Below are 24799 nucleotides of genomic sequence, written 5' to 3'. Positions count from 1 at the left end.
GGTCTTTAACAAAGGTTTAAACTTACACGCAAGTAAGATCAAATATCAAGCCCTTTTTTAAAGACCTGCCATAACTTCTAATTTAAGTTTGGGCAAAGCCCTTGAGGTATTGGTTAGAAACATAATTTCAATTCTGAGGCAGCCTAGGCGTTTTAAACCTTTTGGCAGCGTCAATAAACCTTAAAATCCTGTATATTGCAGGCCTAATTTAACTCGTAAATAATGAATAAACTTTTTTTAGTAGTTGCAACCGCAATCGTACTTATATCGTGTGCTTCTGAAGGGAAGTTTAAGATTACCGGTACCACTCCTGACATCAATAACGGTACTAACGTTTTCCTGCAAAAAATAGAAGCAAATAATCAGTTACAGAATGTAGATACCACAGTAATTAAAGAGGGAAAATTCAACTTTACCCCAGAGCCTGTGTCAGCTCCAGAAATGATGGTGCTTAGCTTTGAAGGTGCGCGTGGAAACGTGATTCTTATTGCTGAAAATGAAGAGATCACGGTTAAGGCTTACAAAGACAGTTTGTATACTTCTGAAGTAAAAGGCGGTTCTGAAAATGACTTTTTTAAGTTGTATTATGATGATGTTGTCGCTTCAAATAAAGAAAAACAAAAGCTTCAAGAAGAAGGAATGGCTGCAATGCAAAGTGGTGATACTTCTAAAGTAACGATCATTCGCAATGAATTTGACCAGATCAATGAAGCTGACACCCGCAGACGCCTTAAATTGATCGAAGAACATCCCGGAGAATTCGTAAGTGTGATCATTCTTTCAGATCTAGTAGGAACTCGCGCTATTGATTCCGGCGAAGCCGAAGCGCTTTTTGAAAGTCTTGATACTACCTTACAAGAAACCGAAAAAGGTAAAAAACTCAGCGAGATGATCGCACAGCTAAAATCACAAGAAGCTGCTGCATCTCAGGCTGAAATAGGCAATAAAGCACCTGAGTTTAGCGCACCAACACCAGACGGCGGTGAACTTGCTCTTAAAGATGCGATGGGAAAATACACAATCATTGATTTCTGGGCGAGCTGGTGCAAACCTTGCCGTCAAGAAAATCCAAATGTGGTTTCGGTTTATAACACCTATCACGAAAAAGGATTAAATATCATTAGTGTTTCTTTAGACCGCGCCTCTGCAAAAGACAAATGGCTTGCCGCTATTGAAAATGATAAGATGGACTGGTATCACGTATCTAATCTTATGGAATGGCAAGATCCTGTGGCTCGTAAATATGGAGTAACGGCAATACCTGCAACCTATCTTTTAGATGAAAATGGGGTGATCATCGACAAGAATTTACGCGGCGATGCTTTAGTTTCTAAAATGCAAGAATTATTAGGAGAAGGCTAAAATACTTAACCTTCTAACAAGCATAAAAAAGCCTTAAACGCAATGTTTAAGGCTTTTCTTTTTTAAATATTTTGAGCTTTTGAATTACTTGATCTCAAAAGCCTGTACCTTATCATTGTTGTTCCCTACTAAAATGTATGGCTGTTCTTTAACTTTAATCGGTAGCAGTTGTTTGACATCACGATTAGCAAAGAATCCTGTGTCTTTTGAAGCTTTGGCGGTAAAATCGCCCTGACCGTTCCCCAAAAGTAAAACTCCTGTGCCTGCATCTGCACGTGGCGTTTCTATTTCTGAAACAAATAAGTTTCCGGCGAGTAGCGCATCTAGGTTTCCATCTTGGTTAAAATCTTCGATTACCATTGTGTTTGTGGGCGCCAATTGTGCAAGTTCTGGCAGTTGATGCACTTTAAAGTCTCCTCCTGTATTCTCCAAGTAAATAGAACTAAACGTATCCGCCTTGTAATGTAAGGACCGCGCTAAATCTTTCTTTCCATAAACTTCATCAATCTCCAAAGAAGCAAAAATATTATACTGCTTGATTTCTTTTTTTAAGCTTGGTATTTGCTCTGAAGAACACGAAAATCCGCGCAACGGAAAATGCCCATCACCATTGTAATAGCCCAAAACGATATCACCGCGACCGTTATCATCAAAATCATCATAATAGATATCAAAAGGTTTTTCAATACTGGTTTGATACTTATAATTCTCTCCTAAATTCCCGATAATGAAATCCTCATCCCCATCCTTGTCAAAATCCCCTTTCTCTATACTGAACCACCATCCCGAAGTATCTGCTAAAGAGGCAAAATCTTGTTTTACAAGTTGGTTATTTTGATTCAAAAATACTGTGACCGGCATCCACTCGCCTACTACTAGAAGGTCGAGGTCGCCGTCTTGGTCAACGTCTGACCACACCGCATCAGTGACTAAACCTAGATCTTTAAAATCCGGCGCAATGGTTGTCGTTTGGTTGCTTAGCGTACCGGATTCATTAATCAACAACTGACTTGTCGCCGGTAAAGGGTATTGATGCGGATTGATTCGTCCTGCTACAAAAAGATCAATATCGCCATCACCATCATAATCTGCAGGTAAAACTTTAGACCCGCTTTCAGGCATCAGATCTGTAATCGGTGTTTTGACAAAGCCATTATTTTGATCATTTAAATACAATCGGTCCAGATAAAAATCAGTTTGTGCATTTTCTTCATTACCGCCGCTTACCACATATAAATCCTGGAATCCGTCTGCATTGATATCAACGAAAACAGCATCAAGATCTTCGTGATTCACATCGTTTGCCAATGCCGAACTGGCAAGTTTCATAAATGCTCCTTCTTTAGTTTGTACAAATAAAGAAGCTTCTACTCCTGCTGCGCCTCCAACAAAAAGATCTTCTAAGCCGTCGTTGTTAATGTCTCCTTTGGCGAGCGCCGGACCAAATTGTGATAATTTATGCGGAAGCAATACCTGCTCCTGAAAATCATCATACTCATTTTCCGGTGTTTCTAGCTGCAACGGAAACTGAGCTGTAACTTCTTCAAAAACTTCAGTTTTCAAACCGAAAGCATAAAGACCCTGCGCTTCTTCTACAGCATCTGCAATAGAAAGCGTTAGTTCTTGATTGGCTTCAACATTCTTTAGACGCAGCTGTTTTCCGTTAGGCCAAGTCACAATAAGACTATCTACAAGCGCTTTTTCACCTAAACCAAAATGCGCCACTTGCTCACTCGTAGAATAAATACCGCGCACATTGGTAAGCTCCTGCATTTGCGTTTCATCATCTGTAAAAACAGAGACTCGGGCACCTAATGTCGCCAATTTATTTAAACCTATAGGTTTTACTCTAAGGTAGTTAGCTTTGGCATTTTTTTCGGAATTATTTCTATACACAAAGGCTTCTGCATTGATGTTATTAACTACAATATCTAAATCTCCATCATTATCTAAGTCTGCATAAGCTGCCCCATTTGAAAATGAAGGTTGATCAAGTCCCCAATCCTGTTGCGCTTCGGTGAATTTCAAGTCTCCTTGATTTTTAAAAGCGAAATTTTTTAAAGGCTGAGAAGGAATAAGCTTTACAACATCATCAATTTTTAGAATATCAAAAATAGACTCAATACCACCACCATCAGGATGTTCTTGCACCCATTTAAAGCTAAGTTGATTGATGTAATGTGCGACCTCTTTATCAGCATCAGTATTACGTATATCACGCAGCAACCCATTAGTCACATAAGTATCTTTAAGTCCGTCATTATCAAAATCAGCAATAAGATTCGCCCAACTCCAGTCGGTCGCGGCCATCCCTGTGTATTGGCCAATATCGCTAAACGTGCCACTACCGTTATTCATTTGAAGGGTGTTGTACATATATTGATAGTGACCGCCGTCCTCAACGACCTTCCAGAAGGCTTTTGGGTTCATACCGCTCATATTTGACTTAAGGCGATAATTATCCTGAGCAACCATATCTACCACAAAAAGATCCAACAAATTGTCGTTATTAAAATCAGCAACATCAACCCCCATACTGTAATACGGAATATGCTGAAACGCTTCTTCTGTTTTATAAGTAAACGTGCCATCTTGATTGTTGATAAAGAAAAAATCTGGCGCTGCAAAATCATTAGCAATGTAGAGGTCTGTCCATCCATCGTTGTTAAAATCGCTTGCAGACACTGCGTTAGGAAAACCAGATTTGCTCACTCCTGCAGCTTCAGAAACTTCGGTAAACGAAGTTCCCTTGTTGTTTTTATACAATTTAATATGGAATTCTTTCTTTAGCAGGTCTGTGCCTTTATAGTCAGAATAACTTCCGGGATTGGGTGGCTGGGTCAGCAAAAGTAAATCTAGAAATCCGTCTTTATCATAATCCAGAAATGTCGCGTGCCGCGTACGCTGCTCATCTGCAACACCGTATGCTTGCGCGCTTTCGGTAAACGTATTGTCTTGATTATTGATGTAAAGCAAATTCGCTCTCAGCTCAGGCTTGTCATCATAAAGTTCGCGGCTAACATAAATATCTTGAAAACCATCATTATTTACATCAGCGATCGTCACACCGGTAGACCAGCCTCCGTCAAAATCAATTCCTGCTTCTTCGGTTATTTTTTCAAATTTAAAATTGCCCATATTGAGATAAAGCTGATTAGGAACCAAGTTGCCTACAAAGAACAAATCTTCGAGTCCATCATTATTGATGTCAATTACTCCTACTCCACCACCGCCATAAAAATTGGCATAGATCAGAATATTGGCTGTCTGAGAATCATTCAGTGCGTTTACAAAATCAACCTGTGTGGTTGAAGCCGGTAATAAATCAAAAAGCTTAGTAGTTTGCGCTTGTATATTCTGAGCAAAAACTAGGGATACTATCAATGCTTTGGCAGCATTTAAAAAGGAAGGTTTCAGCATAATTATTTTTGATTTACAACATTCTAATTTATAAAAAAAGGAGGGCTAATGCCCTCCTTTAATTTGCTAAATATTAAATCTAAGGAGACTTAAAATCTTAGTTATTGTCCCACCATACGTTAGCAGTCCAAACATCGCCACCCATCGCAGCAGCTGCTGCTTCGTAATTCTCCGGGTTGTATGTTGACTCATCTGCAGGGTATATCTGACGTACAGGAATGGTTCCGTTTGAGAAGTTTCCTACGTAATTTACAGGGGTTAATTCTGGATAAGCAGATCTTCTCCAGTTTGACCAAGCTTCTGTAAAGTTGCCTAATAAACCAGTAGTTGCCCAATACTGCACGTTGATCATTTCTAATGCAGCTTCGGTAGAAGAAACATCAAGCGGATTAGCTGCAACATAAGCTGTAATATCAGCTGCTGCAATTTGCGAGCCTCCGTATTTGTTGATAGCTGTCATTGCACCGCTTACACCATTTGCATAATACTCTGCCGCTGTACCACCTACATTATATCCTCTTAAAGCAGCCTCGGCTAGTAAAAGTTGTGTTTCTGCATACGTTAATACAAATACAGGCGCTTCTAAGTTACGATACATTCCTGTAGGTCTCGAGTAAGCTCCTATAGGCGCTTGATCATCACCTGTACCCGTTGGTCCTGGGTAATCAGGAGAATTAGAGATATCTGTTGCTCCACCGTTTAAGTCATATCCGTTAGGCATTCCTAACTGAATTGATGGATCTGAATCACCAGCTAAGCTTGCATTTTGATTTGCTGCTAAACCAGCTTCAGGAACTTCAGCAATCACGCCTAATCGTGGATCATCAGTAGAATTTAAATAATCAATCATCACATCAGACCAACGTACCTCGTAATAATCAGAAGCGGTTGCTAATGCAGCACTGTTACTGTTATGAAAACCTGTTGAGTTATCTGTTGAAAGAATAGCCTCGTCAGCAGCAGAAGAAAATACACCTCCTGCAGCAGCAGTTTCAACGTAAGATTGTGCCAATGCAGCATCCACATTAACTAAACGCATAGCCATCTTAAGCATTAAAGAATATCCAAATTTTCTCCACTGGCTGATATCCCCGTTAAAGAAAATGTCATTGGTAGGGCTGTCTGCACTCGTATCTAAAGCACTTACGGCTGTATTCAATTCCTCTAATAACTGAGGATAAAGAGTCGCTTGATCATCATAAGAAGGTCTAGAAACACCATCCTCTAATTGAAGCGCTTCAGAGTAAGGCACGTCACCATACACATCAGACATAAATGCGATAGATTGTATCTTAACGATATCTGCAATATTTGCCAAGTTAGAATACCCTTGCTCAATTGCTAGTTTTTTCATCTGATACATTTCTGAAGCCACACGGTAATTGTCTGACCAAATGTTTGTAGCATAACCCGGAGTACTTCCTGAGGCTACATATTTATCTGCATTCACATAATAGTTTGCGATGGTAGAAGTTGATGCCATCAACTGTACCCACATGGATTGAAAGAGAATAGGACCTCTATATCCCGTGGTACTGTTAGCGTAGTTGTATAGCGCGTCTGGTAAAATAAGATTGGGATCAAAGATCTCACCCGAAGCTTTATCAGGATCTGTATTAATATCCGTGAAGTCGTTATCACAAGATGCTAATCCCAGAACTACAACAGCGGCTATAAGTTTTATATACTTTTTCATTTTACTTTATTTTGAAATTAACATTAAGACCTAGAGATCGAGATGATGGTAAACTACCTCCTTCAATACCGATGAAGTTAATTGTAGAACCAAAACTACTTTCAGGATCTATATTCTCTGCCTTACGCCATAAGATCGCAAGGTTACGAGCAACTAATGAAATATCAACTCCCTCAAAGAATTTCATATTTTCAAAAAGACTGTCAGGAAGCGAGTATCCTAGTGTTACTTGACGAAGTTTAATGAAGTCTCCATCTACAACACTCTTACTATTGATACGCTGAATTTCGGTTTGATAATAGGTTTGAGCATCTACGGTTACCCCGTTATTGGTCAATCCGCCTTCACGACCTACTAATGTTTCTTTGGTTAAACCATTAAAACGTGCATAATATTCAGTTGCTGATAAAACCTTATTTCCATAGTTGAAGTCAACCAAGAAAGACAAGTTGAAGTTTTTATAAGAAAAATCGTTGTTTAAACCGCCGTAGAATTTAGGCAATACCTGGCCAAAAGACTTAAGCTCTCCACGTACCGGTAAACCATCTGAATCATACTGAATACTTCCATCTTCATTATACGCGTAGTCATACGCACGAATCTGAGGGCCAGCTTCTCCAACAACAAAGGCTGTTGTTGCAGCACCTACAACCGCACGGTTAGTTCCTAAAGTAATAGGGTTATTATCTGCATCTGTTTGCAATACTTCGTTTTTAATTGAAGTCATATTTAACGAGGTATTCCAAGTAAAGTTCTCTGTTCTTACCGGTGTACCTGTCAATAATACTTCTAAACCTTGATTTCTGATAGACCCTGTTGCAACAACCCCAGAACTAAATCCTGTTGCTGCACTGTAATTTGCATTCTGAATCTCGTCGTGAGAAGTCTTGGTAAAATACGCAAGGTCAAGACCTAAACGGTTTCCGAAGAATTGTAAGTTTAAACCAACTTCAACTTCATCTGTTGTAAACGGCTTTAAGGTTAAGTTAGGTAAATCACTTGGGCTTGAACCTGTAGCCACACCGTTAATAGAGTTACCTGCAGTGTAGTAAAAACTTGTTTGGTAAGCAGAACCCGGTTCACCACTAGTAACCGCATAAGATGCTCTCAATTTACCAAAGCTTAATGCGTCTATATTCAAAATATCATCAAATACAAATGCACCGGTTACCGAAGGTGTAAAAATGCTGTTGTTATCCTCAGGTAACGTTGAATAAACATCATATCTACCTGTAGTTGTAAGAGTTAGGAAACGCTTATAGCTTAAGTCAAAAGAGTAGTAAGCAGATTGCACTTCTTTTTCTTCGTAGTCATATGATCTACCAATATTCACCACGTTTAATGGAGAGTATAAATATGGGAAGATAAACGGACCACCGCTTACTCCTACAATTTCATATTTGTTTCTACGTAAAGTCGCACCTGCTAATGCGTCTACCTCAAAATCTTCGGTTAAATTGAAGTTCGCACCAAAAATACCATCAACGTTAAGCTCAGATCTACTTGATTGCCCTTTTCCGCTCAAGTTACCATTAGAGTTCGCTTCAGATAAATAACCCAATCCGTAAGGATCTATACTGAAAAACTTATCGTTAGAAGTGTCATTACCTAAACGTAATAGACCATATATTTTATCGGTAAAGCTATATTTGGTAGATAAGATCGAAATAAAGCGTTTACGTGAAGGATCATTAACTCCTTGATTTGTGATAAAATACGGGTTAGTTGCATAATTGTCATCACTAAAAATGATTTCTTGTCCATTTTCATCATAACCTGGCGCAAAAATAGTGTGATCTACGTTAGGCGCAAGCAGAATAAAGTTAGTTGGGTTTTTAGGACCGTCACTCAAGAACGGCTGATTATCGTAACGCTCATCAGTATAATTTACAGTTGCTGAAACATTCAACTTATCTGTGATGTTCTGATCTGCGGTAAGGTTTACAGTGATACGATCAAGCCCACTGTTAGGAACAATAGATTCTGAACTTAAATTAGATAACGAAAGTCTAAAAGCGCCATCACCTACTCCCTTAGAAACCGAAAGCGTGTTTGTAAATGTAGTTCCTGTTTCATAAAAATCAATATAGCTGTTATCTGCTTTGCTATAGGAATATGTATTTCCATCATAACCTATTACATCACTTCCGTCTAAACGCGCACCCCAAGATCTACGATTAGTCGCTTGAGCGATAGCTGCAGTAGCCGGCTTCACACCGTTGATACCCTGACCGTATTCAGATTGAAAATTAGTCAAATCCATCGCTTGCTCCATAGTGAAGTTACTATTGAAGTTGATGTTGTAATCTCCTTTTTTAGCTTTTTTAGTAGTAATTAAAATTACCCCATTAGAAGCACGAGCACCATAAAGTGCTGATGCTGCCTGACCTTTTAATACGGTCATCTTCTCGATATCATCAGGGTTGATGTTACCAATACCATCACCGGCATCAGAGCCACCCCATTCTCCTGCAGATCCTCGCTGGGTGTTATCCATAGGTACACCATCAATTACAAATAAAGGAGAAGTTGAACCTCCTGCTGTACTCGCAACACCACGCAATAATATTTTTGCAGTACCACCTGGCCCACTATTGGTTTGCTTTACTACAAGACCAGATACTTTACCAGAAAGACCGTTAGCAACGTTAGTTTCACGAGCTTGAGTTAGACCTTCACCTCCAACTTCGGCTACTGAGTAACCCAGTTTGCGCTGTTCTTTACTAATACCTAAAGCAGTTACCACAACTTCACTAAGTTGCTGTGCATCTTCTTCCATCTGCATATTAATTACAGTTTGATTGCCTACCGTCACATCTTTAGAAAGAAATCCTAAAGATGAAAATGTAAGAACCGCATCAGAAGAAGAAACATCAATGGTGTAGTTACCATCAAAATCTGTTGAGGCACCATTAGTGGTACCCTTCTCAATCACATTGGCTCCAGGCAGGGGCATTCCGGTATTATCTGTTACCGTACCGGTAATGGTTTGTGCCACGACCCCTTGCATAAAGAGCAGTAAAACAAACCCAAGTATGTACTTTACCTTCACATTCATGTTTGTTGAATTTTGAGTTAATTAATTGTTATGAAAAACTTAATACAACTTAAAGGTGTTTATAAAAATGTGTTAAAAGAAACTATTTCGACGTACAACAGTTGTAAGTAGGTTAATAACAAATGAAACAGTATAAAATGAATCGTTTGGAGTATAAACAACATTATATATTCAGCAAACATCATCTTTAATAAGTACCAAAAACACACATTAAAACTCCATTTAAAGCAATTATAGACAACACATTACACTAAAACATACACATATGACAATCCCAAAAAATCAAGATTTTAGTAGATATAATACTTACAATGAATAGATAATCACCAAAAAAAGCCCGATCCTTTTCAGGATCGGGCTTTATAATTTGTAACTAATTTAGAATTAAGCTTCCATTGAAGCTTGAACTCCTGCAGATAGTCTTTTGTACGTCCCATTTTCTAGGCGCTCTCTAATTGCTGAGAAAGCATCTAGGGTTTCTTCTACATCTTGTAACGTATGAGACGCTGTAGGAATAAGTCTTAGAAGAATTAATCCTTTTGGGATCACCGGATATACAACAATAGAACAGAAAATTCCGTGATTTTCACGTAAATCCTTAACCAGTGCCATCGCTTCAGGAATACTTCCTTTTAGGTAAACCGGGGTAACACAACTTTGTGTAGTACCAATATCAAAACCACGATCTTTTAGTCCGTTTTGAAGTGCATTTACATTTTCCCAAAGCTTTTCTCTAAGCTCTGGCATAGTACGTAACATATCTAAACGCTTTAGGGCGCCTACTACCAATTGCATCTGCAGTGATTTTGCAAACATCTGCGAACGCAGGTTATATTTTAGATAATCGATGATTTCTTGATCAGCAGCGATAAAAGCTCCGGTGCTCGCCATAGACTTTGCAAATGTTGCGAAGTATACGTCAATACCGTCTTGCACACCTTGCTCCTCACCTGCTCCTGCTCCTGTAGCTCCAAGAGTTCCAAAACCGTGAGCATCATCTACAAACAGTCTAAAGTTATATTTTTCTTTTAGCGCAACGATTTCTTTCAATCTACCTTGCTCACCGCGCATACCGAACACTCCTTCAGAAATCAATAAGATCCCTCCACCGGTTTGTTCTGCTAACTTGGTCGCACGTTGTAAGTTTTTCTCGATACTTTCAATATCATTATGCTTGTAAGTAAAACGCTTACCCATATGCAAACGTACGCCATCAATAATACAAGCATGAGCATCTACATCATAAACAATGATATCATCTTTAGCTACCAAAGCATCAACGGTAGATACCATTCCCTGATATCCAAAATTTAAAAGATACGCAGCTTCTTTCTGAACAAAAGCAGCAAGCTCATCTTGCAACTGCTCGTGAAGTGAAGTGTGACCACTCATCATACGAGCGCCCATTGGGTATGCAGAACCATATTGTGCAGCAGCATCTGCGTCTACTTTACGCACTTCGGCGTTATTTGCAAGACCCAAATAATCGTTTACACTCCAGGTAATAACATCTTTACCCTGAAATTTCATTCGGTTTGAAATAGGACCTTCTAACTTAGGGAATACAAAATATCCTTCTGCCTGTGCTGCCCATTTTCCTAAAGGACCCTTGTCCTTATAAATTTTGTCAAATAAATCTTTCATACATCAATATTCAAACAAAAAGCTTCTACTCACACTCTTTGTTATTCATTCTAATTCCTTAATCAATTTAGGGTTATCTATTTGTATTTGAGAACAACTCAAGATACTACTTTATAAATTCAATTTTCTGAGCAGCGAATTCATTTTGGCTATCAAAGAATCCTTGCTCATTCATCCAATCATCACTATAAATCTTACTCATATAGCTTCTTCCGTGATCCGGAAACATAATCACCACTTTAGAATCTTCATCAAATTCTCCATGCGCTGCCATTTGAATAGTTCCTTGAACGGCGGCACCACTGGTGTAACCTACAAATAAACCTTCGGTCTTGCAGATTTTGCGCGCGGTGTGTGCACTATCTTCATCTGAAACTTTCTCAAAGTAATCGATGACGTCAAAGTTAGTAGCAGTTGGAATCAAGTTTTTCCCTAAACCTTCGATGCGGTAAGGGTAAATTTCGTTTTTATCAAATTCTTGCGTCTCGTGATATTTTTTTAAAACACTACCATAAGCATCAATCCCAAGAATTCTAATGTTTGGATTTTTTTCTTTGAGGTATTTTGCCGTTCCGGAAATGGTTCCTCCGGTTCCGCTGCAAGCAACTAAATGCGTAATCTTACCTTCGGTCTGTTTCCAAATCTCCGGTCCTGAAGACACGTAATGCGCTTCGGCATTTAATTGATTGAAATATTGATTGATATAGACCGAACCTTTTGTCTCACTATGCAAGCGCTTTGCAACCTGATAATATGATCGTGGATCGTCTGCGCTTACATTTGCGGGGCATACATATACTTTTGCTCCCATTGCGCGCAAGGCGTCTATTTTATCTTTTGAAGATTTTGAACTAACGGCCAGAATGCATTTATAACCTTTAATTATACTCACCATTGCAATACTGAAACCGGTGTTACCCGAAGTAGTCTCTATAATGGTGTCGCCGGGTTTTAAGATACCTTTACGCTCTGCATCCTCAATGATGTAAAGTGCAATGCGGTCTTTAGAAGAATTTCCCGGATTAAACGCCTCGACCTTTGCAAAATAAGACCCTGGAAGATCTTTGGTAATTCTGTTAAGTCGTACTAAAGGTGTATTTCCTACCAGCTGAAGGACGTCATTATAAACGTTAAGGTGTTCTTTCATAGAAGAATTATCGTTTGGAGTACTCGTTTAGTATTTCCTAAAACCGTTATTTAAAACCTTGCAAATTTACAGGAAATATTTGGAATTACTTGGCTTTTCCTGCTAAATCAATTAAAAAGGCGTAATCTTTTGCGGTTTCTTTTAAGGCTTCAAAACGTCCCGAAGCCCCGCCGTGACCCGCATCCATATTGGTTTCAAAGTAAATTTTAGTATCTGCAATATTCTTATCTCGCAAGCGAGCAACCCATTTTGCAGGTTCCCAATACTGTACTTGACTGTCGTGATATCCTGTAGTTACCAGAATATTAGGGTAATTTTGCACTTTTACCTGATCATAGGGAGAATACGACTTCATATACTCATAATATTCCTTCTCATTAGGATTTCCCCACTCATCATATTCTGAAGTCGTAAGCGGGATAGAGTCATCTAACATCGTGGTGACTACATCTACAAAAGGTACGGCTGCAATCACACCATTATATAATTCTGGCGCCATGTTTAAAATGGCTCCCATAAGTAAGCCTCCGGCAGAACCTCCATAAGCATACAAATTTCCCGCATTAGTATAACTTTCGGAAATTAAATATTTAGAGCACGCGATAAAATCGGTAAAGGTATTGCGCTTTTTAAGCAGCTTCCCAGCTTCATACCAGTTTCTACCCAAATACTCGCTCCCACGTATGTGCGCTATTGCAAACACAAAACCATGGTCAAGCAAGCTTAATCTAGAAGTAGAAAACGACGGATCTGAAGTAATCCCATAACTGCCATAAGCGTATTGCAGCAATGGGTGACTTCCGTCTAAGGTTATTCCTTTTTTGTAAACAATAGAGATGGGTACTTTGACTCCATCGCCAGCGGTTGCCCATAGTCGTTTAGACTCATAATTGTTCTTATCAAAAGTTCCACCTAAAACTTCAACTTCCTTTAAGATCTCCTTTTCTTTTGTGATCATATTGAAAGCGATCACAGTAGGTGGCGTATCAAGTGAATTGAATCCGTATCGCAGATACTGTGTATCAAAGTCGGGATTAATTCCTATGTATGCTGTGTAGGTTTCACTATCAAAAGGAAGATAGTAATCTGCTGTACCGTCCCAATGCTTAATATTGAGTTTATTCAATCCTTCATTACGTTCTTCAACTACTAGAAAGTCTTCAAAAATCTCCACGTCTTCCAGCAACGTGTCTTCACGATGCGCGATCACGTCTACCCAGTGTTCTTTTGAAGTTTGACCTACCGGAGTCTTCATCAGCTTAAAGTTGGTCGCCTCGTCCTTATTTGTGACCAGATAAAAATGCTCTTTAAAATGCGAAACGCTGTATTCTAATCCGCGTGTTCGTTCTTGCAACATCTTGAATTCAAAATCAGGTCCTTTTGCTTCGGTAAAACGATATTCGGTGGTAAGCGTGCTTGACGAACCAATAAAAATGTAATCTCTTGATTTGGTCTTAAAGACTCCTACATCATAAGTTTCATCCTCTTCCTCAAAAACCAAAACATCGGTATCAGGGCTAGTGCCTAAAACGTGCTTATAGATCTGGCTGCTGCGCAACGTCTGTGGATCTTTTCGCGTATAAAAAATAGTTTTATTATCCCCTGCCCAAATCGCTCTACCTGTGGTGTTTTCAATCTTAGTATCGTAGACTTCGCCGGTCAATAGATTTTTAAATTGCAAAACATATTGTCTGCGACTTACGGTATCGATTCCAAAAACAGCGATCTCGTTATTTTCAGAAACCGAATAACCTGCCTGCTTAAAATAACTGTGCCCTTCGGCCATCACGTTATTATCAAACATAACCTCTTCAGGAGCAGACATCGCTTCCTTTTTTCTGCAATACAGCGGGTAGTTTTTTCCGGTCTCAAATCTGGTGTAATACCAATACCCATTGTATTTATACGGTACGCTAGAATCATCTTCTTTAATGCGCGCCTTCATCTCCTCAAACAACTGTTGCTGCAACGGCTTTGTATGTGCCGTCATCTGCTCATAGTATATATTTTCTGCTTCGAGATACGCGACCACATCAGGATGATCACGCTCATTCATCCAGTAATATTCATCAATACGAATATCTCCGTGCTTTTCTAATTCGTGCGGTATTTGCTTGGCATCCGGTGGTAAAACCGACGCGTTTAGGGCTTCTAATTCATTTTTCATACAGAACGCAAAAATAGCAGTAATCGCTACAATCACCGAGATTTTTTTAAATTTCTTAAGCTCGATTATGCACACTAAATTTGCAGCACAACTATTAATTAAATATTGAAACTATGTTTGGAGATATGATGGGAATGATGGGCAAAATCAAAGAAGCCCAGCAAAAAGCCGAAGACACAAAAAAACGCCTAGAAAACGTTTATATCGATGAGAAAAGCAGCGACGGACTCATAGAAGTTACTGTGAGCGTTGCAGGGCAAGTCAAGAAAGTAGATTTTAAAGATGAACTACTTGAAGACAAAGAACAATTAGAAGATTATTTGATTCTCACTTTAAATAAAGCACTCTCAAGAGCTAAAACAACCTACGACCAAGAACTAGCTGCGGTCGCAAAAGAAGGCATGCCGGATATTCCCGGACTTGATATGTTTAAATAGGGTTTCAGTTTGCTACAAACGCTTGTACATTATAGCTTACATTTTATAGTACCCGGGTTGATCGCCCGGGTATTTTTTCCTGAGTATTGGGTTAAGGCCTGGCTAATTATGATCGCCACTATGCTTGTAGATCTTGATCATTTGCTGGCCAGCCCTATATTTGACCCCAATAGATGTAGCATCAATTTTCACCCGCTTCACTCCTTCTGGGCCATCGCCGGCTATTGTATTTTATTCTTTATTCCTAAATTTAGAGTGATTGCCGTGGGACTATTGTTCCATATGTTTACTGATTTTCAAGACTGTTTTTGGTAATTTTATTGTATGCTTCAACACATTCATCATATCGCAATTATTTGCTCAGATTATGCAAAATCTAAAGCTTTTTATACTGAAGTTTTAGGGCTAGAGATCCTTAAAGAAACCTATCGCGAAGAACGAAAATCATACAAGCTTGATCTCGCCTTAAATGGCACTTACTGCATAGAACTCTTCTCGTTCCCCAACGCGCCCAACAGGGTTTCTCGTCCCGAAGCACAAGGCCTACGTCATCTTGCTTTTTCGGTAAAAGATATTGAAGTTGCCATTAAGGAACTCCAATCAAAAGGTGTTACTACAGAAGCCATTCGCATTGATGAAATTACTGGAAAACGCTTTACTTTTTTTGAAGATCCAGATCAATTACCATTAGAATTGTATGAGGTTTAAGGGTATTAAACCGTCACCTCTAAAGCGTCAAAAACTTCACTTACCAATTGGTAAGATTTTAAACGCGCTGCTTGATCATAGATATTTGCGATCACAATAATCTCATTAACGCGCGTCTCTTCAACAAAAGTTTGCAATCCCTGAGCGATCGTTTCTTTAGAACCTATAAAGCTATAAAACATCATTTTTTCGATCTGCATACGCTCCATTGTAGACCACTCACCTTCCATAGATTTAACCGGTGATGGTAAAGGTTTTCTTGTATTCCTGATGACGCCAAGCATAAACTTTTTGGCGCTGGTTGCTAAATATTCTGCTTCTTCATCAGTGTCAGCAGCTATTATGTTCAAACAAGCCATGGAATAAGGCTTTTCTAACTGCGCAGAAGGTTTAAAGTGCTGGTGATACAGGCGTAGCGCATCGTGCAGATGTGTGGGTGCAAAATGACTTGCAAACGCATAAGGCAGTCCTTTTTTACCCGCTAGCTGAGCGCTAAAAGTGCTTGACCCCAACAAATAGAGGGGAATATCAAGCCCTTCTCCAGGTGTAGCGCGTACAGGTGCGGTACTGTTCTCCTCAGAAAGATACATTTGCAATTCATCTATATTATTCGGGAAATCTTGAACCGTTTCCTGCTGATATCGTCTTAATGCCATTGCCGTTCGCTGATCGGTGCCAGGAGCGCGACCCAGCCCCAGATCAATACGGTTGGGATGAATACTGGCAAGCGTACCAAATTGTTCTGCAACCACTAAGGGCGCGTGGTTAGGTAGCATCACTCCGCCTGATCCCACGCGAATGCTTTTCGTATTTTGAGCTACCTGATTTATTAAAATTACCGGAGACGAACTAGCCAGACTCTCCATATTATGATGTTCAGAAATCCAAAACCGTTGGTATCCATAACGCTCGGCATGCTGCGCTAGGTCAACGCTACGGTCTATTGCCTCTTTTGTAGAAATCCCTTCAACAAGAGGAACCAAATCTAAAACTGAATATTTTATGGAGGATAACGTGTTATTGTTTGTACTTTTCATAAAAATATAGTCTGTTTTAGAGCGTTTTCCTTACGGAAGAACCTCAACGACCAGGCTTCTGATTCAATCTAATTCGTATTCAATACTTTATGAAAAAATATATCGCAGTAGTTTGTTTTCTGCTCCTAACTATAAGCTGTAAACAAACACCAAAAGAAACCGAAGAAACTGATTTCCCCATTAGTGTAGGGTGTTACGGCTACACGCAAGACGGTTCTACAATTACCTTTCAAGTTACGCGGGTTGACCCTATGGTTCAAGGCACATTGATTTATAATTGGGCAGAAAAAGACCGTAACTCGGGTAGCTTCAGCGGAAGCATTGATGATAATATCATTTTGGGCACCTACACCTTTATCTCTGAAGGCGTTGAAAGTACGCGCCAAGTGGCTTTCAAAATATCTGGAGACCAACTCATTGAAGGATTTGGCGAAGTGACCTCTTCCGGAAAAATGGTCGCTTTTAAAAATGCTTCTGCCCTTAATTTTGACGGTTCTGTGACCTTAACTAAAGATCAATGTGCTAATTAAATTGCGACCCTATTTATAATATTTCTGCAAGTAAAGTCTTACGAGAGTAAATAAAGACAAGCATAAATACTTGTAAAAATTTACTTATTTTATATTTATCTCAAAAACACCATTGATTTTTCAATCAATCGTTTTAGTTAATGCATTATTTTTGAAGAAATCTCAGATTTTACAGATACTTAACCGATAATCAATTATTAGAAAAAATTACCCGCCCAAATTCCATGAAGAAAAAAAGACCTTCTCTCAAAGATATTGCAGAGGTTTTGAATGTTTCTACCACAACCGTCTCTTTTGTTTTAAATGGTAAAGGAAAAGAGAAAAAGATCTCTGACGAACTCATAGCAAAAGTTGAAGCATACCTCAAAGAAATTAACTATAAACCCAACCTAGTTGCCCGTAGCCTACGCACAGGAAGCACGCGCATTCTCGTGTTTATGGTTGAAGATATTAGCAATCATTTTTTCTCAAAAGTAGGCCGACTCATCGAAGATATCTCCTATAAAAATGATTACCGCGTGCTCTTTTGTAGTACCGAAAACGACCTCAAACGCACACAAGATCTTATTCAGGTTTTTCATGAACGTCAAGTAGATGGCTTCATTATCGTTCCTCCTCCGGGAATTCAAGAAGACATTGAGAATCTGATAGAAAGTGAAATGCCTGTTGTTCTTTTTGACCGTAAAATCCCTGAAATTGACTGCGACTACGTCATTATCAATAATTTTGAAGGCGCTAAAAATTCTACGGAACACCTTATTGATTCAGGCTTTAAGAATATCGCATTTATCACCATTGATCTCGATCAGGTGCAAATGCACGACAGAGAAGCGGGCTATATTGCTGCGATGAACGAGGCCGGACTTACGCCTAACATTCTAAAACTTCCTTATAATACTTCGACTGTGGGCTCTTCTCGCGAAACCATGAAAGAGTTTATTAATAACAGTAAAGATCTGGATGCCATATTTTTTGCAACCAACTATCTTTCGCAAAGCGGATTAAAAGGTATTCATCAAATTGACACTCAACTTATAGATAAGCTTGGCATCGTAAGTTTTGATGATAGCGGATTTTTTGAGATGTATTCTCCTACCATAAGCGCTTTTGCGCAACCGGTAGAAGATATGGCAGAAAACCTGATGCGTATTATGTTTCAAAAACTGAAAAACAAAGAAAATGCAAAACCCGAACAACTTGTGCTAGAAGGAACACTCGTAAAAAGAGAATCTTCTAAAGCTAAAGTGGTTTAAGCATAGGTCTTTTATTTTTATTATCAAACTCGCTAGAAGCAAGCTCAACGCCCGTTCCTTGTGGCTCAACTAGTGATTTCTGAACGAATTTTGTTGCATTGGATTATGAGAAGACGCTTTAAAAATTAGTGGCGTTGCAGGATACCGCAGGATTACTATATCGATATATATAAATACTTTTAAAGAGCAAAAATCGAAAATTCAGTAAATGAAATCTATACTTAGCTCCTTAATTCTTATTTCTATCATATTAGTGTCCAACCCGGCGAAAGCTCAGGATCTTTTTCCTGACGGTACGCCAATTCCGGAATGGTTTAGAGATACGACTCCCACTGATATAAGTACTCTTGGTAAGCCATACACTATAACTGATTATGGAGTTTCTAGCGACAGCACCCTTGTACAAACTAAAGCCATACAGGCGGTAATAGATACTGCATTTGAGAATGGTGGCGGGGTCATTATAATTCCAAAAGGAACCTTTTTAAGTGGTGCTCTGTTTTTTAAACAGGGTACCCATCTGTATCTTGAACAAGATGGAGTCCTTAAAGGTAGCGATGACATTAGCGACTTCCCTGTACTTATGACCCGCATTGAAGGCGAAAGCGTAGATTATTTTCCGGCTTTGGTAAATGCCGACGGAATCGATGGGTTTACGATTTCCGGGAAAGGAACCCTTGACGGTAACGGCCTGCGCTATTGGAAAGCCTTTTGGTTACGCAGAGCGTGGAATCCTGACTGCACCAACAAAGATGAAATGCGACCTCGTCTGGTGTATATTTCTAATTGTAAAAACGTACAGATTTCTGATATCAAACTGAAAAACTCTCCCTTTTGGACCACGCATTATTACAAAAGTGAATATATAAAACTTCTTAACCTGCACATCACTTCCCCTAAAGAGCCTGTAAAGGCTCCCAGTACCGATGCTGTGGATATTGATGCCTGCCAGAATATGCTGATCAAAAACTGCTACATGGCTGTAAATGATGATGCAGTGGCTTTAAAAGGCGGAAAAGGACCCCATGCCGATGAAGATCCTAACAATGGCGAGAATAGAAATATTATCATCGAAGACAACACATATGGATTTTGTCACAGCGCCCTAACCTGCGGAAGCGAATCTATTCACAATTACAATATTATTTTTCGCCGAAGCACTGTAGATACGGCGCACCGCATTTTTTGGTTAAAAATGCGTCCGGATACTCCACAGCATTATGAATACATCACTATCGAAGATATCAAAGGAAGCGTTAGAAGTATGGTACTGATCAAACCTTGGACGCAATTTTTCAATTTAAAAGGGGAAAAGGATATGATCACTTCTATGGCTAATAATATTACAATGAAAAATATAAAACTCGATTGTGAGATGGGTTTTAATATAGAAGCTTCAGATCAATATGAACTTTCAAAATTCACCTTTGAAAACATCAAACTTAATACGCAAAATGCAATGCTAGATAATACCGAAAGCATTAAACAACTCACCTTAGAAAAGGTAGAAGTAAAGTGAATTAACTAAAATTGCTGATCATTTGATCTAAGGTAGAAATTTTAGGCTTATTCAAAGGTTTTTCAATATAACCTTGAACTAAGTCATAAGCCTTAGCTTTACTTTTATCTACGGCATCGATAGAGGAAGTTACCAATATAACCGAAAAGCGATCCTTATTTTTAAACTGGTACAGACGTTCTAGAAAATCCCAACCATTTAATACAGGCATATTGATATCTAAGTAAATAATGTATTTGCTAGAATTGGGACTGTCAGCAATACATTTTAGTGCATCGCCGGCACAGGTATAAAAACGCGGTTCAATATTATGAACTGTTTTCAACAAATACTTATGAATCAAGCAAATGGTTTTATCGTCGTCAACAATGAGTACTTCTCCCTGCATACACTAATTAGATTGAATGGTTTCTACTAATGAAGCTTTAGCTGCAATTTCGCGCACCACGGTATCTAGCTCGTGCGCAGCTCCTAATAGTTCATTTAAAAAGAACGCGTGTTCTTCGGCTCCTAAATTGAGATCAGATTGTATCAGCTGAATGATTCCCATCAGTTTGGCTAAAGGAGCCCGTACCACGTGTGACTGTATTCTGGCGATCTCTTGTAGAGTGGCGTTACGACCTTCAATTTGCTTAATGTATTGATAGCGTTCTGAAACGTTGATCGCCATCACAACGCGAGAAAGCTGGTTGCTTTTTTTAAGCTGGTTGCTATGAATCTCAACGGTAAATTCTGATTGGTTTTTTCGTTGATGCGTATATACGCCAACTTTATTGGCGCCCATATTACGACGAGTATCTTCAACAACATCCAGCAGTTTTGGGATTTCATCTACCGGCCTTAATTCTTTTATAGTCTTTTCTAAAAATTCTGCTCTAGAATAGCCGTATTCTTTAATCGCAGCCTGATTTACCTCAATAATCTTTAAAGTTCGCAGGTCATAAATCCAAGAAGGAATTGGCATCAGTTGAAACAGATTAGTATACCTCAATTCTGATTCTTCTAAAGAGATCTTTAATGCCTTTTGCGAAGTAATGTCTTGCAGTGTACCTTCAATAATACTGGTATCATCTGTATCAATGAGGCGGCTGGCATAGATCCATTTTGTCTTTCCTGTTGCGGTAATGATCCTAAACTCAAAATCAGCTTCAAGCTCAAAAGAATCATCGTGGTAATAAGGCTTTACGACAGACTGATCATCAGGGTGAATGAATTCCATCATGCGATCAAAACTCAATTCCTGAGAATAAAATTCCAATTCTAAAATAGCATAAACTTGCTCACTACAGTAGAAAGAATGATCCTTTTTATCCACCTCCCAATAACCCAGTTTGGCGATTTTTTGGGCAAGTTTCAACCTTTTATTAGAAAGCGTAAGACGCTCTGAGGCTATTTTTCGCCTCGTGATATCTGTAATGGTCCCAGACATTACCAGCGGATTTCCCTCGTGATCTTCTCTTACGACACTACCCCGATCTAAAATCCATACCCAAGATCCATTTTTATGTTTAATTCGGTATTCCCCTGTGTAAAAGTCAGTAATGCCATCAAAATAATCATTGAGCTTCACCAGCGCACGCTGCAGATCTTCAGGGTGAAGTTCTTTTTGCATACGCTCTATGCTTGTATTGCCCAATTCTTTTTCATCCCGACCTATGATCTCAAAAAATTTATCGTTGTATTTAAGATAGTTGGTTTTAAGATCCCACTCCCAGGTAGCTACGTTAGCCGCTTCGATGATATTTGAAAGCCTATTAGCATTTAATTTGTGTAGTTTTTTACTTTTTTCTAGATCAAATTTGTTCTTCTGGAGTTCTACGATTTGAAGTGTTTGGTTAATTAAACACGAGATCGCTTCATACTGTTTTGGTGTCAATTCGCGGGGAACACGATCTATAATACAGAGAGAACCTATCAAGAAGTTGTCCTTGGTAATTAATGGGAACCCGGCGTAAAAACGAATATTCGGTTCATTCTGCACATATTTGTTAGATGAAAACCGGGAATCTTGTAACGTATCACCAATAATCAGTGGCTCGTACGGCTCATTTTCTAAAAGAAATTGACAAAAAGTCTCTTCTCTGGGCACCTCTTCAAGATCAACACCGTGATGTGCCAGAAAATGTTGAGTACAATCATCCATCAAACTGATCAGGACAATAGGAACATCGCAAACGATAGAAGCCAGACGCGCTAGCTCATCAAAATCTTGTTTGGCCGCAGTATTTATTATTTGGTAAGATTTAACAACTTCAAGGCGCTGTTTTTCTTTTTCCGTAACATTCAACATAAATCACTTCTGGTTGGTAATGACGTTGGTTTATAATCTTACTGATGTTGGGCATTATTTAAAACTATTAATTTAAGAATTTTTAGTTCACAATACATTAGAATTCAACAATGTAACCAATAATTTAACACATTCACTTAGGCATACTGCTTATTGTAAATCATTTAATTTATTATTAACCTACTAAATATCAATATATTACGCTTAAAATAAAAAAACCTCACTTCAAAAGTGAGGCTTTCTAAATTCTTTTTATTTTCAATTATATCACATTCAGTGCTTTACCTACCTTAATGAATGCCGCTACCGCCTTGGTAATATGCTCGTCCTCGTGACCTGCAGAAAGTTGTACACGTATACGCGCTTTCTCTTTAGGTACCACTGGATAGAAAAAGGCAATGACATAAATTCCTTCATCTAACAAACGAGCGGCAAATTCCTGAGCTAATTTTGCATCGTACAACATTATAGGCACGATAGGATGCTCTCCCGGAATGATATCAAAACCGGCATCAGTCATTTCTTTTCTAAAACGCTTCGCGTTATTTTGCACTTTTTTGATCAAGTCACCAGACTCACTCAACATATCGATCGCTTTGATCGAAGCTCCAGCAATCGCCGGCGCTAGTGTGTTAGAAAATAAATACGGTCTGGATTTTTGACGCAACATATCTACAATTTCTTTGCGAGCTGCGGTAAAACCGCCCGAGGCTCCGCCAAGGGCTTTTCCATAAGTACCGGTAATGATGTCTACACGACCCATTACTTTATTGTACTCATGAGTTCCTTTACCGCTCTCACCAATGAATCCTGTGGCATGGCAATCATCTACCATAACCATTGCGTCATATTTCTCTGCCAGATCACAAATTTTATCCAGCTGCGCGATGGTGCCGTCCATTGAGAATACCCCATCGGTTACAATCAATTTTCTACGCGCTCCTGAAGCTTTTTTCAATTCTTCCTCAAGCGCTTCCATATCATTATTCTTATAACGGTGACGTGCTGCTTTACACAAACGTATTCCGTCTATGATACTTGCGTGATTCAATTCGTCTGAAATGATCGCGTCCTCTTTCGTCAAAATAGGTTCAAAAACACCTCCATTTGCATCAAATGCCGCGGCATACAGGATACAGTCTTCCATCCCTAAAAACTCAGCGGTCTTACGCTCTAACTCTTTATGAATATCCTGAGTACCACAAATAAAACGCACAGAAGAAAGACCAAAACCGTGACTTTTAATCGCAGAAATTCCGGCGTCTATTATGTCTGGATGTGCCGAAAGTCCTAAGTAATTATTAGCACAAAAATTAAGCACTTCACTTCCTTTTTGCGTGTTGATCTCAGCACGTTGCGGGGTAGTAATAATGCGCTCTTCTTTGTAAAGACCGGCTTCTTTTATCTCTTCTAATTCTTGTTGTATACTTTCTCTTACAGATGTAAACATGATTTTATTTTTAGGCGAAAACGCTCAGGTTTCTATTTTTTTTTAATTCGAGACGGTAGATCATTTCTTCAGTCATACGTTTAAGATCAAAGCTTGGCTCCCATCCCCACTCGTCTCTTGCACGTGCATCGTCTAACGAAATTGGCCAACTTTCTGCAATCTGTTGACGGGAATCTGGCTGATAACTGATCTCAAAATCAGGAAAAGTTTTCTTGATCTCAGCAGCAATAATTTCAGGTGAAAAACTCACGCCTTGAATATTATATCCTACGGTTTTAATATCTCGTTTTGAGGCTTCCATCATTCTTATGGTTGCATCTATAGCATCGTCCATATACAACATAGGAAGCTGTGTATCAGGCTTAAGATAACAAACAAATTCCTCATTATTAATGGCTTTGTGAAAAATATCTACCGCATAATCTGTAGTACCGCCGCCAGGTAAAGACTGATAGCTAATCAATCCGGGGTAACGCAAGCAACGTACATCCATACCGTATTTTGTATTATAATACCGTGCCCAATGCTCTCCCGCAACTTTGCTTATTCCATAAACTGTGGTAGGGTTCAAAGCAAAATCTTGAGCCACATTTTCTTGTCTCGCATCAGGTCCAAATACTGCGATAGAACTTGGGAAAAAGACTTTTTGCACATCATTTAAACGCGCAGCTTCTAACACATTAAAAAAGGTCGAATTATTTAAATCCCAGGTTCTAAGGGGTTGCTGTTCTCCTTTGGCAGAAAGTACCGCAGCTAAATGATAGATCTGCGTAACTCTGTATTTGCGAACAACCTCATCTATCGCTTCTAAATTGGTTGCATCAAGCTCTAAAGTTTCGCAATCAAAATCATCACGAACTTTAAGATCTGAAGCGATAACCGCATCGCTGCCGTATTTATAAATTAAAGCTTCGGTTAAGGCGGTTCCTAACTGACCAAAAGCTCCTGTAATCAATAGTTTATGTGTGCTCATAGCTATTTATATTTTCAATATAAAACTAATAAACTACAAGGCGCAACCTTTTAATTATCTGTTAAACCTAAAAAACTAAGTGTTTTTAACTTTAAAATAGTATTTTAG

Annotated in this window: 18 protein-coding genes; 7 read left to right on the top strand and 11 right to left on the bottom strand. The window is 39.0% G+C overall.

Annotation, left to right across the window (positions count from 1 at the left end):
• Positions 1 to 222: 222 nt before the first annotated feature.
• A complete protein-coding gene (locus LDL79_RS13695; protein WP_225598110.1) occupies positions 223 to 1362 on the top strand; it encodes a TlpA disulfide reductase family protein in 1140 nt (379 codons plus the stop codon).
• A gap of 84 nt (positions 1363 to 1446) precedes the next feature.
• Here the strand turns inward: LDL79_RS13695 and LDL79_RS13690 are convergent, their stop codons facing one another.
• The 6 genes from LDL79_RS13690 to LDL79_RS13665 form a co-directional block, all read right to left on the bottom strand.
• Entirely contained in the window at positions 1447 to 4782 is a 3336-nt protein-coding gene (locus tag LDL79_RS13690) for a VCBS repeat-containing protein (RefSeq protein WP_225598109.1), read from the bottom strand.
• Between the two features lie 97 nt (positions 4783 to 4879).
• Entirely contained in the window at positions 4880 to 6478 is a 1599-nt protein-coding gene (locus LDL79_RS13685; RefSeq protein WP_225598108.1) for a SusD/RagB family nutrient-binding outer membrane lipoprotein, read from the bottom strand.
• Between the two features lies 1 nt (position 6479).
• Positions 6480 to 9536, bottom strand: a complete 3057-nt coding sequence (locus tag LDL79_RS13680) for a SusC/RagA family TonB-linked outer membrane protein (protein WP_225598107.1) — start codon at positions 9534 to 9536, stop codon at positions 6480 to 6482.
• Between the two features lie 384 nt (positions 9537 to 9920).
• A complete protein-coding gene (locus tag LDL79_RS13675) occupies positions 9921 to 11180 on the bottom strand; it encodes a cysteate-C-fatty acyltransferase (RefSeq protein WP_072979694.1) in 1260 nt (419 codons plus the stop codon).
• A 106-nt stretch (positions 11181 to 11286) separates the two neighbouring features.
• Positions 11287 to 12327 (bottom strand): cysteate synthase, encoded by a 1041-nt coding sequence (locus LDL79_RS13670; RefSeq protein WP_225598106.1) that lies wholly within the window; start codon positions 12325 to 12327, stop codon positions 11287 to 11289.
• A gap of 85 nt (positions 12328 to 12412) precedes the next feature.
• A complete protein-coding gene (locus LDL79_RS13665) occupies positions 12413 to 14494 on the bottom strand; it encodes a S9 family peptidase (RefSeq protein ID WP_225598105.1) in 2082 nt (693 codons plus the stop codon).
• A 113-nt stretch (positions 14495 to 14607) separates the two neighbouring features.
• Between LDL79_RS13665 and LDL79_RS13660 the strand changes: the two genes are divergently transcribed.
• The 3 genes from LDL79_RS13660 to gloA2 are packed head-to-tail and all read left to right on the top strand — an operon-like array spanning position 14608 to position 15639.
• Positions 14608 to 14931: a YbaB/EbfC family nucleoid-associated protein gene (locus LDL79_RS13660; protein ID WP_167597462.1), complete on the top strand. Its 324-nt coding sequence runs from the start codon at positions 14608 to 14610 to the stop codon at positions 14929 to 14931.
• A 9-nt stretch (positions 14932 to 14940) separates the two neighbouring features.
• Positions 14941 to 15246 carry a DUF6122 family protein gene (locus tag LDL79_RS13655; RefSeq protein ID WP_225598104.1) on the top strand — a complete coding sequence of 102 codons (306 nt, stop codon included), beginning with the start codon at positions 14941 to 14943 and terminating at the stop codon, positions 15244 to 15246.
• Between the two features lie 9 nt (positions 15247 to 15255).
• Positions 15256 to 15639: an SMU1112c/YaeR family gloxylase I-like metalloprotein gene (gene gloA2, locus LDL79_RS13650; RefSeq protein WP_225598103.1), complete on the top strand. Its 384-nt coding sequence runs from the start codon at positions 15256 to 15258 to the stop codon at positions 15637 to 15639.
• A gap of 5 nt (positions 15640 to 15644) precedes the next feature.
• Here gloA2 and LDL79_RS13645 read toward each other — a convergent pair whose 3' ends face one another.
• Entirely contained in the window at positions 15645 to 16676 is a 1032-nt protein-coding gene (locus LDL79_RS13645; protein WP_225598102.1) for an LLM class flavin-dependent oxidoreductase, read from the bottom strand.
• An 89-nt stretch (positions 16677 to 16765) separates the two neighbouring features.
• Between LDL79_RS13645 and LDL79_RS13640 the strand changes: the two genes are divergently transcribed.
• The 3 genes from LDL79_RS13640 (at position 16766) to LDL79_RS13630 (ending at position 19978) form a co-directional block, all read left to right on the top strand.
• Positions 16766 to 17206 (top strand): hypothetical protein, encoded by a 441-nt coding sequence (locus tag LDL79_RS13640; protein WP_225598101.1) that lies wholly within the window; start codon positions 16766 to 16768, stop codon positions 17204 to 17206.
• A 224-nt stretch (positions 17207 to 17430) separates the two neighbouring features.
• Positions 17431 to 18459 carry a LacI family DNA-binding transcriptional regulator gene (locus LDL79_RS13635; RefSeq protein ID WP_225598100.1) on the top strand — a complete coding sequence of 343 codons (1029 nt, stop codon included), beginning with the start codon at positions 17431 to 17433 and terminating at the stop codon, positions 18457 to 18459.
• A 208-nt stretch (positions 18460 to 18667) separates the two neighbouring features.
• A complete protein-coding gene (locus LDL79_RS13630; protein ID WP_225598099.1) occupies positions 18668 to 19978 on the top strand; it encodes a rhamnogalacturonidase in 1311 nt (436 codons plus the stop codon).
• Between the two features lies 1 nt (position 19979).
• On the opposite strand, the gene LDL79_RS13625 is transcribed toward LDL79_RS13630, so the two are convergent.
• From LDL79_RS13625 to LDL79_RS13610, 4 genes are all read right to left on the bottom strand, one after another.
• Entirely contained in the window at positions 19980 to 20366 is a 387-nt protein-coding gene (locus LDL79_RS13625) for a response regulator (RefSeq protein ID WP_225598098.1), read from the bottom strand.
• A 3-nt stretch (positions 20367 to 20369) separates the two neighbouring features.
• Positions 20370 to 22268 (bottom strand): PAS domain-containing protein, encoded by a 1899-nt coding sequence (locus LDL79_RS13620; RefSeq protein WP_225598097.1) that lies wholly within the window; start codon positions 22266 to 22268, stop codon positions 20370 to 20372.
• 262 nt (positions 22269 to 22530) lie between these two features.
• Positions 22531 to 23718 (bottom strand): glycine C-acetyltransferase, encoded by a 1188-nt coding sequence (kbl, locus tag LDL79_RS13615; protein ID WP_225598096.1) that lies wholly within the window; start codon positions 23716 to 23718, stop codon positions 22531 to 22533.
• A 10-nt stretch (positions 23719 to 23728) separates the two neighbouring features.
• Complete coding sequence (locus tag LDL79_RS13610; RefSeq protein ID WP_225598095.1) at positions 23729 to 24691, bottom strand: NAD-dependent epimerase/dehydratase family protein; 963 nt, start codon at positions 24689 to 24691, stop codon at positions 23729 to 23731.
• Positions 24692 to 24799: the final 108 nt, after the last annotated feature.

The sequence above is a fragment of the Leeuwenhoekiella palythoae genome, from assembly GCF_020310025.1.
In the GTDB taxonomy this organism is placed as follows: domain Bacteria; phylum Bacteroidota; class Bacteroidia; order Flavobacteriales; family Flavobacteriaceae; genus Leeuwenhoekiella; species Leeuwenhoekiella palythoae.
This window is presented reverse-complemented; position numbering and strand designations above follow the sequence as displayed.

Coding starts and splice junctions, on each gene's coding strand:
- LDL79_RS13670 (WP_225598106.1), bottom strand. CDS start 12,327: ATGAAAGAACACCTTAACGTTTATAATGACGTCCTTCAGCTGGTAGGA.
- LDL79_RS13630 (WP_225598099.1), top strand. CDS start 18,668: ATGAAATCTATACTTAGCTCCTTAATTCTTATTTCTATCATATTAGTG.
- LDL79_RS13680 (WP_225598107.1), bottom strand. CDS start 9,536: ATGAATGTGAAGGTAAAGTACATACTTGGGTTTGTTTTACTGCTCTTT.
- LDL79_RS13690 (WP_225598109.1), bottom strand. CDS start 4,782: ATGCTGAAACCTTCCTTTTTAAATGCTGCCAAAGCATTGATAGTATCC.
- LDL79_RS13635 (WP_225598100.1), top strand. CDS start 17,431: ATGAAGAAAAAAAGACCTTCTCTCAAAGATATTGCAGAGGTTTTGAAT.
- LDL79_RS13640 (WP_225598101.1), top strand. CDS start 16,766: ATGAAAAAATATATCGCAGTAGTTTGTTTTCTGCTCCTAACTATAAGC.
- LDL79_RS13620 (WP_225598097.1), bottom strand. CDS start 22,268: ATGTTGAATGTTACGGAAAAAGAAAAACAGCGCCTTGAAGTTGTTAAA.
- LDL79_RS13625 (WP_225598098.1), bottom strand. CDS start 20,366: ATGCAGGGAGAAGTACTCATTGTTGACGACGATAAAACCATTTGCTTG.
- gloA2 (WP_225598103.1), top strand. CDS start 15,256: ATGCTTCAACACATTCATCATATCGCAATTATTTGCTCAGATTATGCA.
- LDL79_RS13665 (WP_225598105.1), bottom strand. CDS start 14,494: ATGAAAAATGAATTAGAAGCCCTAAACGCGTCGGTTTTACCACCGGAT.
- LDL79_RS13610 (WP_225598095.1), bottom strand. CDS start 24,691: ATGAGCACACATAAACTATTGATTACAGGAGCTTTTGGTCAGTTAGGA.
- LDL79_RS13675 (WP_072979694.1), bottom strand. CDS start 11,180: ATGAAAGATTTATTTGACAAAATTTATAAGGACAAGGGTCCTTTAGGA.
- LDL79_RS13660 (WP_167597462.1), top strand. CDS start 14,608: ATGTTTGGAGATATGATGGGAATGATGGGCAAAATCAAAGAAGCCCAG.
- LDL79_RS13685 (WP_225598108.1), bottom strand. CDS start 6,478: ATGAAAAAGTATATAAAACTTATAGCCGCTGTTGTAGTTCTGGGATTA.
- LDL79_RS13645 (WP_225598102.1), bottom strand. CDS start 16,676: ATGAAAAGTACAAACAATAACACGTTATCCTCCATAAAATATTCAGTT.
- kbl (WP_225598096.1), bottom strand. CDS start 23,718: ATGTTTACATCTGTAAGAGAAAGTATACAACAAGAATTAGAAGAGATA.
- LDL79_RS13695 (WP_225598110.1), top strand. CDS start 223: ATGAATAAACTTTTTTTAGTAGTTGCAACCGCAATCGTACTTATATCG.